Source organism: Streptomyces sp. SolWspMP-5a-2 (assembly GCF_900091845.1).
In the GTDB taxonomy this organism is placed as follows: Bacteria; Actinomycetota; Actinomycetes; order Streptomycetales; family Streptomycetaceae; genus Streptomyces; species Streptomyces doudnae.
Genome location: NZ_FMCI01000322.1, coordinates 18,099 through 37,427, shown reverse-complemented (window position 1 = coordinate 37,427; position 19,329 = coordinate 18,099). Strand labels below are relative to the sequence as shown.

Below are 19,329 nucleotides of genomic sequence, written 5' to 3'. Positions count from 1 at the left end.
AGGTCCACGCCGAGATCCCTGGCCAGCTTGCGCACCGGCGGCTTGGCCAGCGGCCTCGACCGCTCGGCGGCGGGCGCCGGGGCGGCCGGTCCGTGGCCGTTCAGCTCGGCCTGGACGGCCGCCTGCGCCGCGGGGACGGCCACCTCGGGACCCTTGCGCGGGCGCCGCTTCGTCGAGGTCGCGGCGACCCCGTAGCCGACCAGCACGGGCGTGCGGGCGGCCGGCTTCTCCTGCTCGGGCGCGGGCGCCTCGGCGGGCGCGGCCGCGGGCTCCTCGGCCCCGGCGGGCGGGGCGCCGCCCGCGACGTCCACCGCGATGATCGACGTGCCCACGTCGACCGTGGTGCCCTCGGGGAAGCGCAGCTCGCGCACCACCCCGTCGTAGGGGATGGGCAGTTCGACGGCCGCCTTCGCCGTCTCGACCTCGCAGACCACCTGGCCGTCGGTGACCGTGTCCCCGACCTGGACGTACCACTTGAGGATCTCGGCCTCGGTGAGCCCCTCGCCCACGTCCGGCATCTTGAACTCGCGTACGGACGCATCCGTCATCGTCGTCACGACCCTCTCCTCAGTACGCCAGGGCACGGTCGACGGCGTCGAGCACCCGGTCGAGACCCGGCAGGTACTCCTCCTCCAGACGCGCCGGCGGGTACGGGGCGTGGTAGCCGCCGACCCGGAGCACCGGGGCCTCCAGGTGGTAGAAGCAGCGCTCGGTGATCCGGGCGGCGATCTCCGCGCCGGACCCGAAGAACACCGGCGCCTCGTGCACGACGACCAGCCTGCGGGTCTTCTCCACCGAGGTCTGGACGGTGTCGAAGTCCAGCGGGGAGACCGACCGCAGGTCCACGACCTCCAGGGACTTGCCCTCCTCGGCCGCGGCGTCGGCGGCCTCGCGGCAGAGCTTCACCATCGGACCGTAGGCGGCCAGCGTCAGGTCGGTGCCCTCGCGCACCACCCGCGCCTTGTGCAGCGGCCCTGGGATCGCCTCGGTGTTGACCTCGGCCTTGTCCCAGTAGCGCCGCTTCGGCTCGAAGAAGATCACCGGGTCGTCGCTCTGGATGGCCTGCTGCATCATCCAGTAGGCGTCCGACGCGTCCGAGGGGGAGACCACCTTGAGGCCGGACACGTGCGCGAAGAGCGACTCCGGGGACTCGGAGTGGTGCTCGACCGCGCCGATGCCGCCGCCGTAGGGGATGCGGACCACCACGGGCAGCTTCACCTTGCCCAGCGAGCGGGCGTGCATCTTGGCGAGCTGGGTGACGATCTGGTCGTAGGCCGGGAACACGAAGCCGTCGAACTGGATCTCCACCACCGGTCGGTAGCCGCGCAGGGCCAGGCCGATGGCGGTGCCGACGATGCCCGACTCGGCGAGCGGGGTGTCGATGACGCGGCTCTCGCCGAAGTCCTTCTGGAGGCCGTCGGTGACCCGGAAGACACCGCCGAGCTTGCCGACGTCCTCGCCCATGACGAGGACCTTCGGGTCCGTCTCCAGGGCGTGGCGCAGCGACTCGTTGATCGCCTTGGCCAGGGCCGTCTTCTCCGCCGCCATGTCACTTGCCCCCTTCTGCGTCCGCGAACGACGCCTGGTAGGCGGCGAACTGGGCCCGCTCCTCGTCGACGAGCGCGTGCCCGTCGGCGTACACGTTCTCGAAGATGGCGAAGTGGTCCGGGTCCGGCATGGCGCGGACCGCTTCGCGCACCCGCCTTCCCAACGCCTCGCTCTCCGCCTCGAGTTCCGCGAAGAATCCCTCGTCCGTGTGGTGTGCGGACTCCAGGTGCGCGCGCAGCCGCAGGATCGGGTCCTTCGCCTCCCACGCCTCGCGCTCCTCGTCGGCCCGGTACTTGGTCGGGTCGTCGGAGGTGGTGTGGGCGCCCATCCGGTACGTGTACGCCTCGACCAGCGTCGGCCCCTCGCCGCTGCGGGCCCGCTCCAGGGCCCAGCGGGTGACCGCGAGGCAGGCCAGCACGTCGTTGCCGTCGACCCGTACGCCGGGGAAGCCGAAGCCCTGGGCGCGCTGGTAGAGCGGCACCCGGGTCTGCTTCTCGGTCGGCTCGGAGATCGCCCACTGGTTGTTCTGGCAGAAGAACACCACCGGCGCGTTGTAGACGGCCGAGAAGGTGAACGACTCCGCCACGTCGCCCTGGCTGGAGGCGCCGTCGCCGAAGTAGGCGATGACGGCGCTGTCGGCGCCGTCCTTGGTGATGCCCATCGCGTACCCGGTCGCGTGCAGCGTCTGCGAGCCGATGACGATCGTGTAGAGGTGGAAGTTGTTGGTGTTCGGGTCCCAGCCGCCGTGGTTCACGCCGCGGAACATGCCGAGCAGGTTGGTCGGGTCGACCCCGCGGCACCAGGCGACGCCGTGCTCGCGGTAGGTCGGGAAGACGTAGTCGTCGTCGCGCAGGGCCCGGCCCGAGCCGATCTGGGCGGCCTCCTGGCCGAGCAGCGACGCCCACAGGCCCAGCTCGCCCTGGCGCTGGAGGGCGGTGGCCTCGGCGTCGAAGCGGCGGGTGAGCACCATGTCGCGGTAGAGGCCGCGCAGGTCCTCGGGGGTGATGCCGGCGACGTACTTGTCGAACTCGGCGTTCTTGACGCGGGCGCCCTCGGGCGTCAGCAGCTGGACCAGGTCGGGCTCGGCGCCTGTCGGCTTCTTCGCGGTCGTGCGCCTGCCGGCCGTGCTCTTGGTCCCGGCGCTGCGTCGCGGCTTGTGCGCGGCAGTGCTCTCCACGGTCACGTGTTGCTCCTCCGTCGGTCCGGCATCCCGGGTTCGCCGGGTGCAGGGTGTCCCCCGCTCCTGGTGAGGAGCGCGGGGGCGCGGCTCACCTGCGCGTGCGCGGACCCACAGGGTGGGTGGGCCCGTACGGCACAGGCGTGACAAGGTGCCCCGGCGAGCGCCCTGCAACACGCACGTTACCCAGTGCTCCACAATTCTGGGAAACCCCTCCTGACCTGCGTTTTTGCTTGGATATCCAAGTAAATCGCGAAAGCCGGGAACAGTTCCTGGTCACAGCGTCGCAGGGGGCCGGAACAACGGCACGTTATCCCGGTGAGCCAGGTCACGGGAAGAGTCTGGCCACGGGCGGGGGACCGGCCCCTGTGTGAGACTGCGTTTCGTGCCCGAAGACCGAAAAATCAAGGTATTTCTGCTCGACGACCATGAAGTGGTCCGGCGCGGTGTGCACGAGCTGCTCACCGTCGAGGACGACATCGAGGTGGTCGGCGAGGCCGGTACGGCGGCCGACGCGCTGGCCCGGATCCCGGCCGTCCGGCCCGACGTGGCGGTCCTGGACGTCCGGCTGCCGGACGGCAGCGGCGTGGAGGTGTGCCGCGAGGTCCGCTCGGCGGACGAGTCGGTGCGGTGCCTGATGCTGACGTCGTTCGCCGACGACGAGGCGCTCTTCGACGCGATCATGGCGGGCGCCTCCGGGTACGTCCTCAAGGCGATCCGCGGCAACGAGCTGCTGACGGCCGTCAGGGACGTCGCGGCGGGCCGCTCCCTGCTCGACCCGGTCGCCACCGCGCGCGTGCTGGAGCGGCTGCGCGAGGGCGGCAGCGCGCGCGGGGACGCCCGGCTGGCGAACCTCACCGAGCAGGAGCGCAGGATCCTGGACCTGATCGGCGAGGGACTGACCAACCGGGTGATCGGCGAGCGGCTGCACCTCGCCGAGAAGACGATCAAGAACTACGTGTCGAGCCTGCTCGCCAAGCTGGGCATGGAACGCCGCTCCCAGGCGGCCGCCTACGTGGCCCGCATGCAGGCGGAGCGCCAGCGGCAGTAGCGGGGGCCGCGGAGAGGGCGGCCACGCCTCGGGCGGGGGCCGCGGAGAGGGGCGGCGACGCCTCCGACGGGACTCCCGGCACGGGGACGGCGACGCCTCCGACGGGGCCGCGGAGAGGGACGGCGACGCCTCGGGCGAGACCTCCGGCACGGGGACGGCGACACCGCTGCCGCCATCCCCGGCCCGGCGCGGGCTCCGGGTCTTAAGTCCCGGTCGAAGCGGGGCCGTCGCCTCTGTGGCCGCGGGGCCCGTCGGCCGACAGTGGAAGCATGGCCTCCGACGATCAGTCCGCCGCCGCCGACCTGCTCGCCCGCGCCGAGTACGGGCGCGTGGCCACCAGCATGCACGCCCTCCCGCTGCTCACCTCCGCCCGTCACATCGTGGACGACGGGCGGGTCCTGCTGCGGATGTCCCGGGGCCACGGCCACCACCGGGCGTGCGCCGGGAGCGTGGTGGCGTACGGGGCGGACAACCTGGACACCGCCCGGCCGGGCGAGCGCCGGTGGTCCGTGCAGATCGTGGGGGCGTGCGCCGAGCACGAGCCGACCCGGGCCCAGTGGGAGCGGTTCGGACCGGTCCCCCGGCACACCGACGGACGGCCCTGGGACGTCGTCCATCTGCGCATCGAGCCGCAGTTCTGGTCGGTTCGGTCCGACGACGTCGCTCTGGAACATCCCTTCGCGCACAGGACGTGACCGAAGGTGACCGAGTGTGACAAACCCCAGCTCAAGGGGGCAGCTCCTGACCTAGCATCAGGCGCGTGCCGCGCTCCCTCGTCCCCCCTTCGGCGCCTCACGCGCCCCCGCTGAACCTCTTGCTGCGCCAGTACCGCGCCGGTACGGCACTCGCCTGCGAGCCGGTCGCACAGGGGCTGCTCAACCGGGGCTACCGGCTGCGCACCACCCGGGGCCGCTACTTCCTCAAGCACCACTTCGACCCCGAGACCGCGCACCCGGCCGCCATCGCCCGCCAGCACCGGGCCACCGAGCGGCTCGCGGGGCTCGGCGTCCCGGTGGCGCCGCCGCTGCCCCGCGCGGACGGCCGCACGGTCGCCGAGGTCGGCGGGCACGCCTACGCGCTGCACCCCTGGGTCGAGGGCAGGCACCGGCACGGCGGGCAGCTCAGCACCGGGCAGTGCGCGCGCCTGGGCAGGCTGCTGGGCGTCGTGCACGCGAGCCTGGAGCGGGTGATGCCGGCGCCCGCGCGGGAGGCCGCGGAGACGGCGCGGAGCGCCGACCCGCGGGACACCTTCGCCCTCATCGACGACCTGCTCGGCCGGGTCCGCGGGCACCGCCCCGCCGACTCCTTCGACGCGCTGGCCCGCCACCGCCTCCTGGAACGCCGCGCGCTCCTGGAGCGGCACGCCGACCGGCGCCCGCCCAGCGGCTCGTCGGTGGGCTGGGTGCACGGCGACTTCCACCCGTTCAACCTGCTCTACCGGGGGAACGCGCCCGCCGCCATCGTCGACTGGGACCGGCTGGGCGTGCGCCCGCGCGCGGAGGAGGCGGTGCGGGCCGCGGCGATCTTCTTCGTGCGCCCGGCGGGCACCCTGGACCTGGCACGGGTGAGGGCGTACGCCCGCGCGTACCGGGGCGCTGCGGGTGCCACGCCCGCGCAGCTCGCGGCGGCCGCCCACCGGGTCTGGTGGGAGCGCCTGAACGACTTCTGGATGCTGCGCTGGCACTACGAGCGCGACGACACCCGCGCGGACCCCCAGTTCCCCGCCACGTCCGCGCTGGCGGTGTGGTGGACCCGGGAGTACGACGCGGTGCGCGCGGCGTTCGTCGACTAGGGCCGGTCGTCCCGGCCTGCCTGATCCAGCTATTCAGACCTGGCGGCGGTCAGCCGAGGCCGCCGACGCCGGTGGTGACGTTGCCCTCGGTGCCGCCCCCCTCGTCGCCGCCGTCCGTCGGGTCGCTCGGCGTGCTCTGGGTCTGCGACGGGGGCGGGTTGGTCGACGGCTGCTGCGACGTCGGGTCCTCGGTGGGCTCCTTCGTCGGCTGCTCCGACTCGGTCTCCGGGGGCTGCGACGACGGCCGGTAGGAGGGCGAGTAGCCGGTGCCCGAGCTGCTGCCGGTGCCGTTCTCCTGGCCGGTGCCGGTGGACTGGTCGGTCGCGTCGTCGCTCGGCGTCTCGCTGGCCGTGTCGTCGTCCTTGGTCACCGACGCGGACGGCGACTTGGTGGGGTCGCTGCCGCCGCCGCCCGAGCCCGCGTTGTTCAGGGCCAGCGCGACGCCCGCCGCGACGGCGATCACCGCGAGCACGGCGAGGATCCACAGCTTGCCCCGGCCGCTGCCCTGGTTGCCGTGGCCCTCGAAGCCGCCGTCGTCCCCGCCGCCGTAGCCGGACGGCAGGATCGGCTGCGGGATCTGCGTGGTGCCCGCGTGGTCGCCCGGGTGCGACATCATCTGCGTGCCGCCGAACCCGGCCGCCGGGGTGTTCCTGCCGTCGTGCAGACCGACCGGGCCGGTGTTCCAGGTGCCGGTGTGGCCGCCCTGGTCGTAGAGCATCTGCAGGCCGTACTGGACCAGCCCGCGCATCTCCTCGGCGGTCTGGAACCGGTCGTCCGGCTCCTTCGCCAGCGAGCGCATGACAAGTCCGTCCAGCTCCGGCGGCGAGGCGTCGAAGACCTCGGACGGCGGCGTCGGGATGTCCTGGACGTGCTGGTAGACCACCGAGAGCGGCGTCTCACCGGTGAACGGGGGCCGCAGCGCGAGGAGTTCGTAGAGCAGGCAGCCGGTCGCGTACAGGTCGGAGCGGTGGTCGACGGCCTTGCCGAGCGCCTGCTCGGGGGAGAGGTACTGGGGCGTGCCCATGACCATGCCGGTCTGCGTCATCGTGGTGGACGCGCCGTGCAGCGCGCGGGCGATGCCGAAGTCCATGACCTTGACCGCGCCGTTGTGCGTGATGATCACGTTCGCCGGTTTGATGTCGCGGTGCACGATGCCGTGCTGGTGCGAGTAGGCGAGCGCCTCCAGGACACCGGAGACGATGATCAGGGCCTGCTCGGGACCGGGCGCCTCGGCGTTGAGGAGCAGGTCGCGGATGGTGCGCCCCTCGACGATCTCCATGACGATGTACGGCACGCTCTGGCCGCCGACGAAGTCCTCGCCGGAGTCGTACACGGCGACGATCGAGTGGTGGTTGAGACCGGCCACCGACTGGGCCTCGCGGGTGAACCGGGCCTTGGAGGTGGGGTCTTCGGCGAGATCGGCGCGCAGCAGCTTGACCGCGACCGTCCGTCCGAGGCGCACGTCCTCGGCCGCGAACACCTCGGCCATGCCGCCCCGGCCGAGTCTGCGGGTCAGCCGGTACCGGCCGTCCCCGACAAGTCCGCCGTTGCCCCACATCTCCGGCGCATCTGACATACCGCCGCCAGTCGCCTCGGGGTCGGACGGGCCCTGGGCGCGCTGCTGCTGTGCCATCAGTCCTCGCCGTCGTTTCTGCCCGCGGTACGCGCGGTGTTGTCACGGTCTCCGTCGGCCACGCTACAGCCTCGGCGCACGCCGCCGGTCCGGGACGGGAGCCGCGAACCGCACAGGACGGACCGGCCATCAAATCGTTATCCCGGTTCCGTACGCAAGTTCTGTGCGCCACCGGTACGGCCTCTGTAACGCTCCCGCGACGAGTCCCCCGCGGAACGTCACGGAACGGGCACCGTGCTTGACGTGTCCGTGCCCTGGGGCAGACTTGGCCGGTAATGGGCGGGTCGATCACCGACGGTCGGCCGACCACCAGCAGCGGTGCCCGAGGGCCGGGACCCGAGGGCTTACGGGGGACGCGGAACATGAGTCAGGACGGCGCGCACGGCCGGTTCAGCGGGAAGGCGCTCGCCGGTGGCCGGTATCAGCTGCGGGACCTGCTCGGTGAGGGCGGCATGGCGTCGGTGCACCTCGCCTACGACGCCGTGCTCGACCGGCAGGTCGCGGTCAAGACGCTCCACACCGAGCTGGGCCGCGAACCGGCCTTCCGCGAGCGGTTCCGCCGCGAGGCGCAGGCGGTGGCCAAACTCACGCACACGAACATCGTCTCGGTCTTCGACACCGGCGAGGACGACGTCGACGGGACCACCACCCCGTACATCGTCATGGAGTACGTCGAGGGCAGCCCGCTCGGCTCGGTGCTCGCCGACGACATCCGGCACTCCGGGGCGATGCCCGCGGACCGGGCCCTGAAGGTCACCGCGGACGTGCTGGCGGCCCTGGACATCAGCCACGAGATGGGCCTGGTCCACCGGGACATCAAGCCGGGCAACGTCATGGTGACCAAGCGCGGTGTCGTCAAGGTGATGGACTTCGGCATCGCCCGCGCCATGCAGTCGGGGGTCACCTCGATGACCCAGACCGGCATGGTCGTGGGCACCCCGCAGTACCTCTCCCCCGAGCAGGCGCTCGGCCGCGGCGTGGACGCCCGCTCCGACCTGTACTCGGTCGGCATCATGCTCTTCCAACTGGTCACCGGGCGGCTGCCGTTCGACGCCGACTCGCCCCTCGCGATCGCGTACGCGCACGTCCAGGAGGAGCCGGTCGCGCCGTCCTCGGTCAACCGGTCGCTGCCGCCCGCGGTGGACGCGCTGGTGGCCCGCGCGCTGAAGAAGAACCCGAACGAGCGTTTCCCGAGCGCGGTCGCCATGCGGGACGAGTGCCTGCGGGTGGCCGCCTCCTTCGAGGCCGCGCCGCCGAGCATCGTGCCCGGCTCGCCGACCGCGAGCGGCGCGGGTGTCGCCTCCGCGGTCTTCCCGCCGGTCGAGCAGACCCCGCACCCGGGTCCGGTGCAGACGCCGTACCAGCCGACCTCGCCCGCCGCCTACGGCGCCCCGACGCCGTCCCCCGGCTACGGCTATCCGCAGCAGGGCGGCTACCCGACGCCGTCGCCCTACGGGCCGCCGCAGACCCCGGCGGCCTACCACCCCGCCCCGCAGCACCCCACCGCGACGACGGGCGGACCCGGCTCCGGATCGGGCGGCCGGAGCAACCGGCCGGTGATCATCGGCGCGATCGCGGTCGCGCTGCTCGTCGTCGGCGGCGTGGTCGCGGCCCTGAGCTTCGACGGCGGCGGCAGCGGCGACGACGCGGGCTCCGGCGGCGCCTCCGGGAGCAGCTCCCCGACCAGCGAGGAGGTGGGCCACCGCGGCCCCGACACCTCCAAGACGATCGACAAGACCGAGTGCACGGAGCCGCGCGACTCCTACGACGAGGTCGGCAAGATCCAGGTCCCGAACTTCCGCTACAAGTACATCAAGTCGGTCCGTGAGTGCCTCCAGGCCGCGGGCTGGCGCCTGGACGTCAAGGACTACGACGAGAACACGTACGGCGAGGGCGCGGTCATCAACCAGTTCCCGGCCGCCGGGACGGACGTCGACCCGAAGGCCATGCCGCGCATCCAGCTCGACGTGTCGACGGGCGACCCGGCGTCCTGACGGGGGCGCGCGGCGACGGACGGCGACGGACGGCAACGGGAAGGGCCCGGCGGTACGAAACCGCCGGGCCCTTCCCGTGTGTCCGAGGGCCGGGCATCGGAGGTCCTGCCCGAGAGGCCGGGCCCAGGTGTCTTCCCCGGAGGCGTGCCGCAGAGGCCGTGCCCCAAGGGGCTGTTTCCCGAGGGGCCGTGCCCCGAAGGGCCGTGCCCCCGGCGCCGGGCCTCAGAGGCCGGGCCTCAGAGGTACGGGCCGCCCACCCGGCCCGCCGCCGGACCCTCGTCGCCCATCTCGTGGGCGACGCCCGGCGGCAGCGCGCGCCGCATCTGCTCCAGCTGCGCCCGCGCGGCCATCTGCTGCGCGAACAGGGTCGTCTGGATGCCGTGGAAGAGCCCTTCCAGCCAGCCGACCAGCTGCGCCTGCGCGATCCGCAGCTCCGCGTCGCTGGGGGTCCCCTCGTCCGTGAAGGGCAGCGAGAGCCGCTCCAGCTCCTCGACCAGTTCCGGGGCGAGACCGTCCTCCAGCTCCTTCACGGAGCTGGCGTGGATCTCCTTGAGCCGGACCCGGCTCGCCTCGTCCAGCGGAGCCGCCCGCACCTCCTCCAGGAGCTGCTTGATCATGCTGCCGATCCGCATCACCTTGGCCGGCTGCTCGACCATCTCCGTCACCGGAGTCTCGCGAGAGTCCGCGTCGCCGCCCCCGACGGCCATGCCGTCCTGGCCCACGACCAGAATCTGGGGGTTCTCCGGCGACCTGTCGTTGCTCGGCATCTCCATACCGTCATTGTCTCCCACCCAGGTATTTCATCATCGTGGCGGCCCCCGGTTCGACCCTCTGGCCGAACCCGGAGTGCCGAAACCCGGGCGGGCGGCGAGCCTGGTGGGGTGAAGCCATGGCTGCGCGCGATGCGGACGGCGGGAGTGGTGCTGGCGGTCGGTCCGGCCGCGCTCGCCCTCCCGAACGGGAGCACGGCGGCCCGCGCGGCCACCGGGTCCCCGCAGCGGGCCCAGGCGGCGGTCGCGGTGGCGGCCCGGCCCGGCGGTGCTCAGGCCCCGCAGGCGGTGCCGCCCCGGTACGGCGACGGAACCGGCGCGACGGGCCGCACGGACCCGCCGGACCACTCAGGAAGTTCCGGCCGCCCCGGCCAGTCGGCGCAGAGCGACCCGGCCGGGCACGGCGGTCAGAGCGGCCCCACAGGTCAGACGGGTCAGACGGGTCAGCAGGGCCGTCCGGGTCACGCGGACCGGCCGGTGCAGCAGGAGACCGCCGCGCGTCCCGAGCCCGCGCCCGCCCCCGACCGGCCGGGCCCCACCACCGCGGGGGGCCACGCCGAGCCCTCCGGTCACTCCGGGCACGCGGGGGCCGCCGACGCGACCGTCTCCCCGGCCGCCGAGCCCTCCCGGGCGGGCAGCAGGGCCGGGGAGGGCCGGGAACGCCCGGGACGTCCGGAGCCGCGGGACCGGCCCGACGGTCAGGACGACGAGGTCGCGGACCCGGCGGGCGACACCGACCCGGACGCCGCCCCCTCCGACCAGGCCGCCGTGCCCGGGGACGCGGACGCCTCCAGGACCGCCGACCCGTCCGCCGCCGCCCGCGGCCGGGGCCGCAGCCTCGGCCAGGACGCGGCAGCGGCCGATCCCTTCCTGCGCGTCCTGCCGCTGGGCGGCGGCCTGGTCCTGGTCGGCCTCGGTCTGGGCCTGGCCTTCCTCGGCCTGCGCCTGCGCCGGACCTGAGCACCGGCCCCACGGACGGACGGCCCCCGCCGCGCGGTGCCGTCCTCGCACCGTCCCGCCCTGTCGGCGGGCCCGCGGCGGGGTCCCGCGGGTCACGCCCGCAGCAGGATCTTGCCGATGTGGGTGCTGGACTCCATCAGCCGGTGCGCCTCGGCCGCCTCGGGCAGCGTCATGACCCGGTCGACGACCGGTTTCACCGTGCCGGACTCGATCAGCGGCCAGACGTGCTCACGCACCGACGCGACCACCGCCGCCTTCTCCTCCAGCGGGCGGGCCCGCAGCGAGGTCGAGGCGACGGCCGCCCGCTTGGCCATCAGCTTGGCGATGTTCAGCTCGCCCTTCACCCCGCCCTGCATGCCGATGATCACCAGCCGCCCGTTGACCGCGAGGGCGTCCACGTTGCGGTCCAGGTACGCGGCGCCGATGACGTCCAGGATCACGTCCGCGCCGCCGAGTTCCCGCACCGCCTCGACGAAGTCCTGCTCGCGGTAGTTGACCAGCACGTCCGCGCCCAGCTCGCCGCAGGCCGCCAGCTTCCCGGCCGACCCGGCGGTGACCACCACCCGCGCGCCGACGGCCTTGCCGAGCTGGATCGCCATCGTCCCGATGCCCGACGAACCGCCGTGCACCAGCAGCGTCTCGGCGGGGCGCAGGTGGCAGATCTGGAAGACGTTGGACCAGACCGTCGCGGTCACCTCGGGCAGCGCCGCCGCGGTGACCAGGTCGACGCCCCGGGGGACCGGCAGCAACTGGCCGACCGGCACGGCGACCTTCTGCGCGTAGCCGCCGCCCGCCAGGAGTGCGCACACCTCGTCGCCGACGGCCCAGCCGGAGACCCCGGGGCCGAGCCCGGCGATCCGGCCCGAGCATTCGAGACCGGGGTAGGGGGACGAGCCCGGGGGCGGGTCGTAGAAGCCCTGCCGCTGGAGGACGTCGGCCCGGTTGACGGCGGCCGCCGCCACCTCGACCAGCACCTCGCCCTCGCCGGGGACCGGGTCCCCGACCTCGTCCCACACCAGCGCCTCGGGCCCACCAGGATCGGGAATCGTGATCGCATACATGGTGGGGACGCTACTCCCCGGGCCCGGCCAGAGGCCCGAGCGCGGGCGTGCCGACCGGCGGCGCGGCACCGTCCGGACGCGTCAGTCCCGGGGCAGCGGCCGGATGTCGGGGGCGACCTGCGCGCCCGGCGAGGCCCGCACGATGGTGATCAGCCGGTCCGTCAGCTGGATGGTGCCGACGTCGGGATCGTCGTACCCGAGCACCCGGTGGCCGCGCACCACGCTCACCACCAGGTCGTCCGTCTCCTTGGGGCGGCGGCCCACCTCGGCCTTTATGACCGGGCGTTCGATCATGTCGAGGCCGCTGCCCTGCTGGATCAGGTCCTCCATCACCATGCCGGCGGCGGGGCTCAGCACGGAGAGGCCGAGGAGCCGTCCGGCGGCGCTGGCGCTGGTGATGACGGCGTCGGCGCCGGACTGCTTCAGCAGCGGCGCGTTCTCCTCCTCCCGGACCGCGGCCACGATCTTCGCGTTCCGGTTGAGCTGGCGGGCCGTCAGCGTCACCAGCACGGCCGTGTCGTCGCGCTGGGTGGCGATGATGATCTGCCGCGCCCGCTGCAGTTCGGCGCGCTTGAGCACGTCGCTGCGCGTCGCGTCCCCGACCACCCCCGCGTACCCCTCGGCGGCGGCGACGTCGATCACCTTGGAGCTGGGGTCGACCACGACCACCTGCTCTTTCTTCAGCCCGGTGGCGCAGACGGTCTGGATCGCCGAACGTCCCTTCGTCCCGAAGCCGATGACGACGGTGTGGTCCCGCAAGACGGACCTCCAGCGGTTCAGGCGCCATTCCTCCCGGGTGCGTTCGGTGAGGACTTCCAGCGTGGTGCCGACCAGGATGATCAGGAAGATCACCCGCAGCGGCGTGATGACGAAGATATTGGTGAGCCGGGCCCCGTCGCTGACCGGGGTGATGTCGCCGTACCCGGTGGTGGAGAGGGTGACCGTCGCGTAGTAGAACGCGTCGAGCAGATCGACCGACTGATCCGAGTTGTCGGTGTAGCCCTCCCGGTCGACCCAGACGATGAAGGCGGTGGCGACCAGCACCAGCAGCGCCATCGCCAGGCGCTTGCCCACCTGGCGTATCGGCCGGTCGACCACCTTCCTCGGCAGCTTCACCCGGTGCGTCACGAGGTGCTCGTCCGCCTGCCGGGCGATCGCGTCATGGCCCGGAAGTTTCACGTGAAACACACCCCGATCCCGGCCGACGCCCAGGGCAGGTCGAGGAGTTCCAGCTCCTGACCGGCCCGAGCGCCGCCCGGCGGTACGACGACGAGTCCGTCGGCCGCCGCGATCCCGCGCAGCATGGCCGGTCCGGTGTAGTGCAGCGGCACGGCGCCGTCGCCGCGCAGCAGGACGGGCACCAGCCGGGTGTCGTGGGGGTGGCCGTGCGCGGACTCCCGCAGCGGGAGCGTGTACGGCTCGGGCGCCGGGCGGGCGGCGAGCGCGCCCAGCAGGGGTTCGGCGAGCGTGAGCAGCCCGGAGACGGCGGCCAGCGGGTTGCCCGGCAGCCCGACGAGGTGCTGGTGCTCCCCCGTCCTGGCCAGCAGCATCGGGTGGCCGGGGCGCACCTTGACGCTGTCGACGAGGAGTTCGGCGCCGATCCGCTCCAGCGTGGTGTGCACATGGTCGACCGGGCCCGCCGCGGTGCCGCCGGTGGTGACGATGACATCGGCGCGGGACGTCCTGACGGCCTTCAGCAGGGCCTTGGCGTCGTCGCCGAGCCGCCGGACGGCGACCACCTCGGCACCGAGCGCGCGCAGCCAGGGCGGCAGCAGCGGGCCGAGGGCGTCCCGGATCAGCCCGTCGTGCGGCAGTCCGGTGGTGAGCAGTTCGTCGCCCAGGACGAGCACGTCGACCCGGGGGCGCGGGACGACGGCGAGGGTGTCGTACCCGGCCGCGGCGGCGAGCCCGAGCACCGCAGGGGTGACCGGGCTGCCGGGCGGGAGCAGTTGGTCGCCCGAGCGGCACTCCTGGCCGCGCGGGCGGATGTCCTGGCCGTGCTGGAGGTCGCGGGCGGCGAAGAGGCGGCCCTTGTCGTCGCCGCGTCCGTGCTCGGCGCGCAGCACGGCGGTGGTGTCCGGGGGGACGCGGGCGCCGGTGGCGATCCGGACGGCCTCGCCGTCGGTGAGCGGCGCCGGTTCGGCGTGCCCGGCGAGCAGTCCCTCGTCCCGGACGTCCCAGGGGCCGGGTCCCGCGACGGCCCAGCCGTCCATCGCCGAGGTGTCGAAGGAGGGCAGGTCGGTGAGGGCGGCGAGCGGGGCGGCCAGGGTGAGGCCGAGGGCGTCGGCGAGCGGCACCGTGACCGGGTCGCGGCCGGTGCCTCCCCGCGCGGCGCGAGCGGCGATCGCGCGGGCCTGCGGCCAGGGGGTGGCCCGGTGCCGGGTGGTGTCCTGACCGGGTTCCGGTGCCGGGCGCGGACCGGTCTGCGGCCGGGGGGCGCGGTCGCCGCCGCCGGGGGCGGGCGGACGGCCGTTGTCCTTCCTCACGAGCGCGAGCACTTCCTCGACGTCGAGGTCCCCGGCGTCCTCACCGGTCCTGGCGGAACGGGCGGTCATCCGGCGTCCGGGGCGGGCTTGTCGGGGGCGGGGGCGGACTCGCCGGGGGCGGGGGCGGCTTGCGGAGTGCCGGGGGTGGCGGGGGCCGCTTCCGCGCCGGGAGCGGCGGAGGTCTGTTCCGGACCGGAGGTGCCGGGGGCGGCCGAGGAGTTGGAGTCACCGGAGGAACCGGAGGAACCGGAGGTGCCGGGGTTCCCGTCGGCCGCGGTGTCGTCCTCGGCGGCCCAGCGCAGGGCGAGGGCCGTGGCCTTGCGGGCGGCCTCGGCGACCGCCTCGGGCCCGCCGCCCGCGCGTGCGGCGGCGTAACCGACGAGGAAGGTGGTCAGCGGCGCCGCGGGCCGCGCGACCCCGTGGGCGGCGTCCCGGGCGAGGTCGAGCAGGACGCCGGTGTCGACGTCGAGATCGAGCCCCAGCTCGTCCTTGGCTGCGGTAATCCATTCATCCAACACGTGCCCATGCTCCCTGATGCGTGCCCTGGCGGTGGCGATGTCGTCCCAGGTGTCGCAGTCGAAGGCGGCGACGGCGTCCGGGACGCGGGTGAGGTGCAGCGTGGAGGTCAGCTTACGGAGCGGGAGCCCGGCGAGCGGGGCCGGGTCGCCGGGCGGTGCCGCGTCCGCGAGGGCGGTGAGTCCGCGCCGCAGGGCCGCCGTGCGGTAGGCGGCCACCAGGGGCTGGTCCCGCCCCTCGGCGTCGGTGAGGAGCGCGCCGTCGGACCCGGCCGGGCCGGGGGCGCGCAGGGCGGTCAACAGGGCCGCCACCGTGGCCGGTTCGAGGAACGGCAGGTCGGCGGAGAGGACGACGGTCTCGGCGGCGGTGACGTGCCGCAGCCCGGCGCCGAGCGCGGCCAGTGGGCCGCCGCCCGGCGGTTCCTCACGGGCCCACCGCACCGGGCGGACGGTGGGGCGCGGGTCGGCGACGACGACGGTCGTGCGGGCGTCGGCGCAGGCGGTGAGCACCCGGTCGAGCAGCGGGCGCCCGCCCACCAGGAGACCGGGTTTGTCGGCGCCGCCGAGCCGCCGGGCGGCACCGCCGGCGAGCACGATCACGTCGTACCCGGGGGACGCGTGCGAGGTCATCCCCCGAGTATGCGGGCCGTCCCGGCCGCCCGGGACCCGTCCGCGCCGCCGTGATCAGAGGGTGCGCAGCAGGACGGCGGGCTGTTCCACGCAGTCCGCGACATACCGGAGGAAGCCGCCCGCCGTGCCGCCGTCGCAGACCCGGTGGTCGAAGGTGAGCGAGAGCTGCACGACCTGCCGTACCGCCAGTTCCCCCTCGTGCACCCAGGGCTTGGGCACGATCCGGCCGACGCCCAGCATCGCGGCCTCGGGGTGGTTGACGATCGGGGTGGAGCCGTCCACGCCGAACACCCCGTAGTTGTTCAACGTGAAGGTGCCGCCGGTGAGGTCACCGGGTGTCAGCCGCCCGGACCGGCCCGCTTCGGTGAGCCGGGCGAACTCCGCCGACAGGGACTCGGCGTCCCGGGTGTGCGCGTCCCGGACGACCGGCACGACCAGGCCGCGCTCGGTCTGCGCGGCGAACCCCAGGTGCACCTGGGGCAGCAGCACGACCTCCCTGGCCGCGGTGTCCACCGTCGAGTTCAGCTCGGGGAACCGGGCGAGGGCGGCCACGCAGATCCTGGCCAGCACCGCGAGGAGCGAGATCTTCGGCCCGCCCGCCGCGTTCATGGCGGCCCGCGCGCGCAGCAGCTCCGTCGCGTCGGCGTCGACCCAGCAGGTGGCGTCGGGGATCTCCCGGCGGCTCCGCGCCAGCTTGTCGGCGACCGCGCCGCGCACGCCCTTGAGCGGCACCCGGGTCGCGCCGGGCCCGTCCGCACCGGCGGCGACCGGCGCCGTGGCATCAGCGGGGGCGGGGGCGGACGGCGGGGTGCCGCCGAGCGCGCGTTCCACGTCGGCCCGCAGGATCAGCCCGTCGCGCCCCGATCCGGCCAGGCCGCGCAGGTCGAGCCCGTTCTCCCGGGCGAGCCGCCGCACCAGCGGCGAGATGACGGCGACGGGCCCGTCGACACCACCCCCGGCACCCCGCACCGCACTTCCGGCACCGGTCCCGGCGCCGACCACAGCCCGCCCGTCGACCGGCACGGCCCGTCCGTCGACCGGCGCCACGCTGTCGGAGGCCGCCGCGGAACTCCCGGCGTCCACCGCGGAATCGCCAGAGGCACCCGCGGAACTCCCGGCGCCCGCCACCGTTCCGTCCGCCGCCGTGCCCGGGGCCACCGCTCCGGGGTTCGGTCCCGCAGCGCCGGTCGGGGCATCGGGGCGCACCCGGCGGCGCCGGGCCGGGGGTGCCGTCGTGCCGTAGCCGACCAGGACGTTCCCGGAGCCCTCCGGTTCGGGGGCGGGCGTGGAGGGCGCCGTCCGCGGATCGGCGGCCGGGGCTCCCACCGCGACCGTCAGCAGCGGTGCGCCGACGGGCAGTTCGCTGCCCTGCTCGCCGAACCGGGCCGTCACGACCCCGCCGTAGGGGCAGGGCACCTCGACCATCGCCTTGGCCGTCTCGACCTCGACCACCGGCTGGTCGATCGCCACGACGTCCCCGACCTGGACCAGCCAGCGCACGATCTCCGCCTCGGTGAGCCCCTCCCCGAGGTCGGGCAGCCTGAACTCCAGCACCTGTGCCATCAGCCCTCGGCCTCCCACTGCAAGCGCCCCACGGCGTCCAGGATGCGGTCGACACCGGGCAGGTGGTGCCGCTCCAGCATCGGCGGCGGGTAGGGGATGTCGAACCCGGCGACCCGCAGCACCGGCGCCTCCAGGTGGTGGAAGCAGCGCTCGCCGACCCGGGCCGCGATCTCCCCGCCGGGCCCGCCGAAGCCGGCCGACTCGTGCACGACCACCGCGCGCCCGGTGCGCCGCACCGACGCGCAGACCGTCTCGTCGTCGAACGGCACCAGGGAACGCAGATCGACGACCTCCAGGTCCCAGCCCTCCGCGCGGGCCGCCTCGGCCGCTTCGAGGCAGACCGGGAGGGAGGGCCCGTAGGTGATGAGCGTGGCGCTGCGCCCGGAGCGCCGGACCACCGCCCGGCCCAGCGGCTCGACGGCCGCCGGTTCCTCGGGGTTCCAGGAGTCCTTCGACCAGTACAGCCGCTTGGGCTCCAGGACGACCACCGGGTCGTCGGAGGCGATGGCGGCGCGCAGCAGCCCGTACGCGTCGGCGACCGTGGCCGGGGTGACGACGTGCAGGCCGGGGGTGGCCATGTAGTACGCCTCGGAGGAGTCGCTGTGGTGCTCGACCCCGCCGATGCCGCCGCCGTAGGGCACGCGCACGGTGATCGGCAGCGGCATCGCCCCGCGGGTGCGGTTGCGCGTCTTCGCGACATGGCTGACCAGTTGCTCGAACGCCGGGTAGGCGAACGCGTCGAACTGCATCTCCACCACCGGGCGCAGCCCGTACATGGCCATGCCGACGGCGGTGCCGAGGATGCCGGCCTCCGCGAGCGGGGTGTCGGTGCAGCGGTCCTCGCCGAACTCCGCGGCGAGCCCGTCGGTGACCCGGAAGACACCGCCGAGGGTGCCGACGTCCTCACCCAGGACGTGCACGGTGGGGTCGGCGGCCATGGCGTCGCGCATCGCGCGCGTGAGGGCCTGCGCCATGGTGGCCGGCTTGAGGGCGACGGTCGTCATCACGCGCCCTCCCGCTCCGCCGCCAGCTCCGCGCGGAGCTGCTCGCGCTGTTCGCGCAGTTGCGGGGTGGGTTCGGCGTAGACGTGGGCGAAGAGGTCCATCGGGTCGAGCGGCGGGTCCTCGTTCATCCGCGCGCGCAGGTCGGCGGCCATCGCCTCGGCGTCCGCGCGGGCCGCCTCGATCCCGGCCTCGTCCAGCAGAGAGCGTGCGGTCAGCTCCTGCTCCAGAAGGGTGATCGGGTCGTGCGCCCGCCAGGCCTCGACCTCGTCGGCCGCGCGGTAGCGGGTCGCGTCGTCGGCGTTGGTGTGCGCGTCGAGCCGGTAGGTGACGGCCTCGACGAGGGTGGGGCCGCCGCCCTCACGCGCGCGCCGGACGGCGTCGGCGAGGACCTCGTGGACGGCGAGCGCGTCGTTGCCGTCGACCAGGCGGCCCGGCATGCCGTAGCCGACGGCCTTGTGGGCCAGCGACGGGGCCGCGGTCTGCTTGGCGAGCGGGACGGAGATGGCGAAGCCGTTGTTCTGGACCAGGAAGACGACCGGTGCCTGCCAGACGGCGGCGAAGTTCAGCGCCTCGTGGAAGTCGCCCTCGCTGGTGCCGCCGTCGCCGACGAGCGCGAGCGCGACCACGTCGTCGCCCTTGAGGCGGGCCGCGTGGGCGAGGCCGACGGCGTGCGGGAGCTGGGTGGCGAGCGGGGTGGACAGCGGCGCCACCCGGTGTTCGCGCGGGTCGTAGCCGGTGTGCCAGTCGCCGCGCAGCAGGGTGAGCGCCTGCACGGGGTCGAGGCCGCGGGCGACGGCGGCGAGGGTGTCGCGGTAGCTGGGGAAGAGCCAGTCCCGGTCCTCCAGGACGAGCGCGGCGGCGACCTCGCAGGCCTCCTGGCCGGTGCTCGACGGGTAGACGGCGAGCCTGCCCTGCTTGGTGAGCGCGGTGGCCTGCGCGTTGTAGCGGCGCCCGCGCACCAGCTCGCCGTACAGGCGGCGCATCAGGGCCGGGTCGGCGCCGCGGGCTGCGTCGGTGCCGAGGACGCGGTGGGGCTCGGCGTCGGGCAGCAGCGGCGCGGGGTCCGTGCGGGGTCGCCAGGCGGGCGGCGGCGACGGGTGGTACGCGCCGCGCTGCTCCAGGACCGTCATGACGGCACCTCCTCG

Annotated in this window: 17 protein-coding genes; 5 read left to right on the top strand and 12 right to left on the bottom strand. The window is 74.4% G+C overall.

Annotation, left to right across the window (positions count from 1 at the left end):
* The 3 genes from GA0115242_RS31970 to pdhA (GA0115242_RS31960) form a co-directional block, all read right to left on the bottom strand.
* Nucleotides 1–557: biotin/lipoyl-containing protein (locus tag GA0115242_RS31970; protein ID WP_305134681.1), on the bottom strand; the 557-nt coding region annotated here is incomplete at its 3' end.
* A gap of 10 nt (nucleotides 558–567) precedes the next feature.
* Nucleotides 568–1,548 (bottom strand): alpha-ketoacid dehydrogenase subunit beta, encoded by a 981-nt coding sequence (locus GA0115242_RS31965; RefSeq protein WP_093834724.1) that lies wholly within the window; start codon nucleotides 1,546–1,548, stop codon nucleotides 568–570.
* A 1-nt stretch (nucleotide 1,549) separates the two neighbouring features.
* On the bottom strand, nucleotides 1,550–2,731 hold the full coding sequence (gene pdhA / locus GA0115242_RS31960; RefSeq protein ID WP_093834722.1) for a pyruvate dehydrogenase (acetyl-transferring) E1 component subunit alpha: 1,182 nt from the start codon (nucleotides 2,729–2,731) through the stop codon (nucleotides 1,550–1,552).
* Between the two features lie 379 nt (nucleotides 2,732–3,110).
* Here pdhA (GA0115242_RS31960) and GA0115242_RS31955 point away from each other — a divergent pair, with 379 nt between their 5' ends.
* From GA0115242_RS31955 to GA0115242_RS31945, 3 genes are all read left to right on the top strand, one after another.
* Nucleotides 3,111–3,776, top strand: coding sequence for a response regulator (locus GA0115242_RS31955; protein ID WP_093834726.1), 666 nt, complete (start codon nucleotides 3,111–3,113; stop codon nucleotides 3,774–3,776).
* Between the two features lie 269 nt (nucleotides 3,777–4,045).
* A complete protein-coding gene (locus GA0115242_RS31950; protein WP_093834720.1) occupies nucleotides 4,046–4,471 on the top strand; it encodes a pyridoxamine 5'-phosphate oxidase family protein in 426 nt (141 codons plus the stop codon).
* A 65-nt stretch (nucleotides 4,472–4,536) separates the two neighbouring features.
* Nucleotides 4,537–5,568 carry a phosphotransferase gene (locus GA0115242_RS31945; protein ID WP_093834718.1) on the top strand — a complete coding sequence of 344 codons (1,032 nt, stop codon included), beginning with the start codon at nucleotides 4,537–4,539 and terminating at the stop codon, nucleotides 5,566–5,568.
* 49 nt (nucleotides 5,569–5,617) lie between these two features.
* Here GA0115242_RS31945 and GA0115242_RS31940 read toward each other — a convergent pair whose 3' ends face one another.
* The gene (locus tag GA0115242_RS31940; RefSeq protein ID WP_093834716.1) at nucleotides 5,618–7,201 is read right to left on the bottom strand and encodes a protein kinase domain-containing protein; all 1,584 of its coding nucleotides are present in this window, start codon (nucleotides 7,199–7,201) and stop codon (nucleotides 5,618–5,620) included.
* A 362-nt stretch (nucleotides 7,202–7,563) separates the two neighbouring features.
* Between GA0115242_RS31940 and GA0115242_RS31935 the strand changes: the two genes are divergently transcribed.
* Nucleotides 7,564–9,195, top strand: coding sequence for a Stk1 family PASTA domain-containing Ser/Thr kinase (locus GA0115242_RS31935; protein ID WP_093834714.1), 1,632 nt, complete (start codon nucleotides 7,564–7,566; stop codon nucleotides 9,193–9,195).
* Nucleotides 9,196–9,431: 236 nt separating this feature from the next.
* Here the strand turns inward: GA0115242_RS31935 and GA0115242_RS31930 are convergent, their stop codons facing one another.
* Nucleotides 9,432–9,968 carry a bacterial proteasome activator family protein gene (locus GA0115242_RS31930; RefSeq protein WP_093834712.1) on the bottom strand — a complete coding sequence of 179 codons (537 nt, stop codon included), beginning with the start codon at nucleotides 9,966–9,968 and terminating at the stop codon, nucleotides 9,432–9,434.
* A gap of 108 nt (nucleotides 9,969–10,076) precedes the next feature.
* Here GA0115242_RS31930 and GA0115242_RS31925 point away from each other — a divergent pair, with 108 nt between their 5' ends.
* The gene (locus tag GA0115242_RS31925; RefSeq protein WP_141721821.1) at nucleotides 10,077–10,925 is read left to right on the top strand and encodes a hypothetical protein; all 849 of its coding nucleotides are present in this window, start codon (nucleotides 10,077–10,079) and stop codon (nucleotides 10,923–10,925) included.
* Nucleotides 10,926–11,017: 92 nt separating this feature from the next.
* On the opposite strand, the gene GA0115242_RS31920 is transcribed toward GA0115242_RS31925, so the two are convergent.
* From GA0115242_RS31920 to pdhA (GA0115242_RS31890), 7 genes are all read right to left on the bottom strand, one after another.
* Complete coding sequence (locus GA0115242_RS31920; RefSeq protein WP_093834708.1) at nucleotides 11,018–11,986, bottom strand: NAD(P)H-quinone oxidoreductase; 969 nt, start codon at nucleotides 11,984–11,986, stop codon at nucleotides 11,018–11,020.
* Nucleotides 11,987–12,067: 81 nt separating this feature from the next.
* Nucleotides 12,068–13,165: a potassium channel family protein gene (locus GA0115242_RS31915; protein WP_093834706.1), complete on the bottom strand. Its 1,098-nt coding sequence runs from the start codon at nucleotides 13,163–13,165 to the stop codon at nucleotides 12,068–12,070.
* Nucleotides 13,162–14,541 (bottom strand): molybdopterin molybdotransferase MoeA, encoded by a 1,380-nt coding sequence (locus GA0115242_RS31910; RefSeq protein WP_093834704.1) that lies wholly within the window; start codon nucleotides 14,539–14,541, stop codon nucleotides 13,162–13,164. The genes GA0115242_RS31915 and GA0115242_RS31910 overlap by 4 nt, the downstream gene beginning before the upstream one ends.
* Entirely contained in the window at nucleotides 14,538–15,617 is a 1,080-nt protein-coding gene (locus tag GA0115242_RS31905) for an NTP transferase domain-containing protein (protein WP_093834702.1), read from the bottom strand. The genes GA0115242_RS31910 and GA0115242_RS31905 overlap by 4 nt, the downstream gene beginning before the upstream one ends.
* 54 nt (nucleotides 15,618–15,671) lie before the next feature.
* On the bottom strand, nucleotides 15,672–17,180 hold the full coding sequence (locus GA0115242_RS31900) for a dihydrolipoamide acetyltransferase family protein (RefSeq protein ID WP_093834700.1): 1,509 nt from the start codon (nucleotides 17,178–17,180) through the stop codon (nucleotides 15,672–15,674).
* Nucleotides 17,180–18,184, bottom strand: coding sequence for an alpha-ketoacid dehydrogenase subunit beta (locus GA0115242_RS31895; RefSeq protein ID WP_093834698.1), 1,005 nt, complete (start codon nucleotides 18,182–18,184; stop codon nucleotides 17,180–17,182). The genes GA0115242_RS31900 and GA0115242_RS31895 overlap by 1 nt, the downstream gene beginning before the upstream one ends.
* Nucleotides 18,184–19,314 (bottom strand): pyruvate dehydrogenase (acetyl-transferring) E1 component subunit alpha, encoded by a 1,131-nt coding sequence (gene pdhA / locus GA0115242_RS31890; protein WP_093834696.1) that lies wholly within the window; start codon nucleotides 19,312–19,314, stop codon nucleotides 18,184–18,186. Before pdhA (GA0115242_RS31890) ends, GA0115242_RS31895 begins: the two co-directional genes overlap by 1 nt.
* Between the last annotated feature and the right edge of the window lie 15 nt (nucleotides 19,315–19,329).

Coding starts and splice junctions, on each gene's coding strand:
- GA0115242_RS31895 (WP_093834698.1), bottom strand. CDS start 18,184: ATGACGACCGTCGCCCTCAAGCCGGCCACCATGGCGCAGGCCCTCACG.
- pdhA (WP_093834696.1), bottom strand. CDS start 19,314: ATGACGGTCCTGGAGCAGCGCGGCGCGTACCACCCGTCGCCGCCGCCC.
- GA0115242_RS31935 (WP_093834714.1), top strand. CDS start 7,564: ATGAGTCAGGACGGCGCGCACGGCCGGTTCAGCGGGAAGGCGCTCGCC.
- GA0115242_RS31965 (WP_093834724.1), bottom strand. CDS start 1,548: ATGGCGGCGGAGAAGACGGCCCTGGCCAAGGCGATCAACGAGTCGCTG.
- GA0115242_RS31905 (WP_093834702.1), bottom strand. CDS start 15,617: ATGACCTCGCACGCGTCCCCCGGGTACGACGTGATCGTGCTCGCCGGC.
- GA0115242_RS31920 (WP_093834708.1), bottom strand. CDS start 11,986: ATGTATGCGATCACGATTCCCGATCCTGGTGGGCCCGAGGCGCTGGTG.
- GA0115242_RS31930 (WP_093834712.1), bottom strand. CDS start 9,968: ATGGAGATGCCGAGCAACGACAGGTCGCCGGAGAACCCCCAGATTCTG.
- GA0115242_RS31940 (WP_093834716.1), bottom strand. CDS start 7,201: ATGGCACAGCAGCAGCGCGCCCAGGGCCCGTCCGACCCCGAGGCGACT.
- GA0115242_RS31950 (WP_093834720.1), top strand. CDS start 4,046: ATGGCCTCCGACGATCAGTCCGCCGCCGCCGACCTGCTCGCCCGCGCC.
- GA0115242_RS31910 (WP_093834704.1), bottom strand. CDS start 14,541: ATGACCGCCCGTTCCGCCAGGACCGGTGAGGACGCCGGGGACCTCGAC.
- GA0115242_RS31900 (WP_093834700.1), bottom strand. CDS start 17,180: ATGGCACAGGTGCTGGAGTTCAGGCTGCCCGACCTCGGGGAGGGGCTC.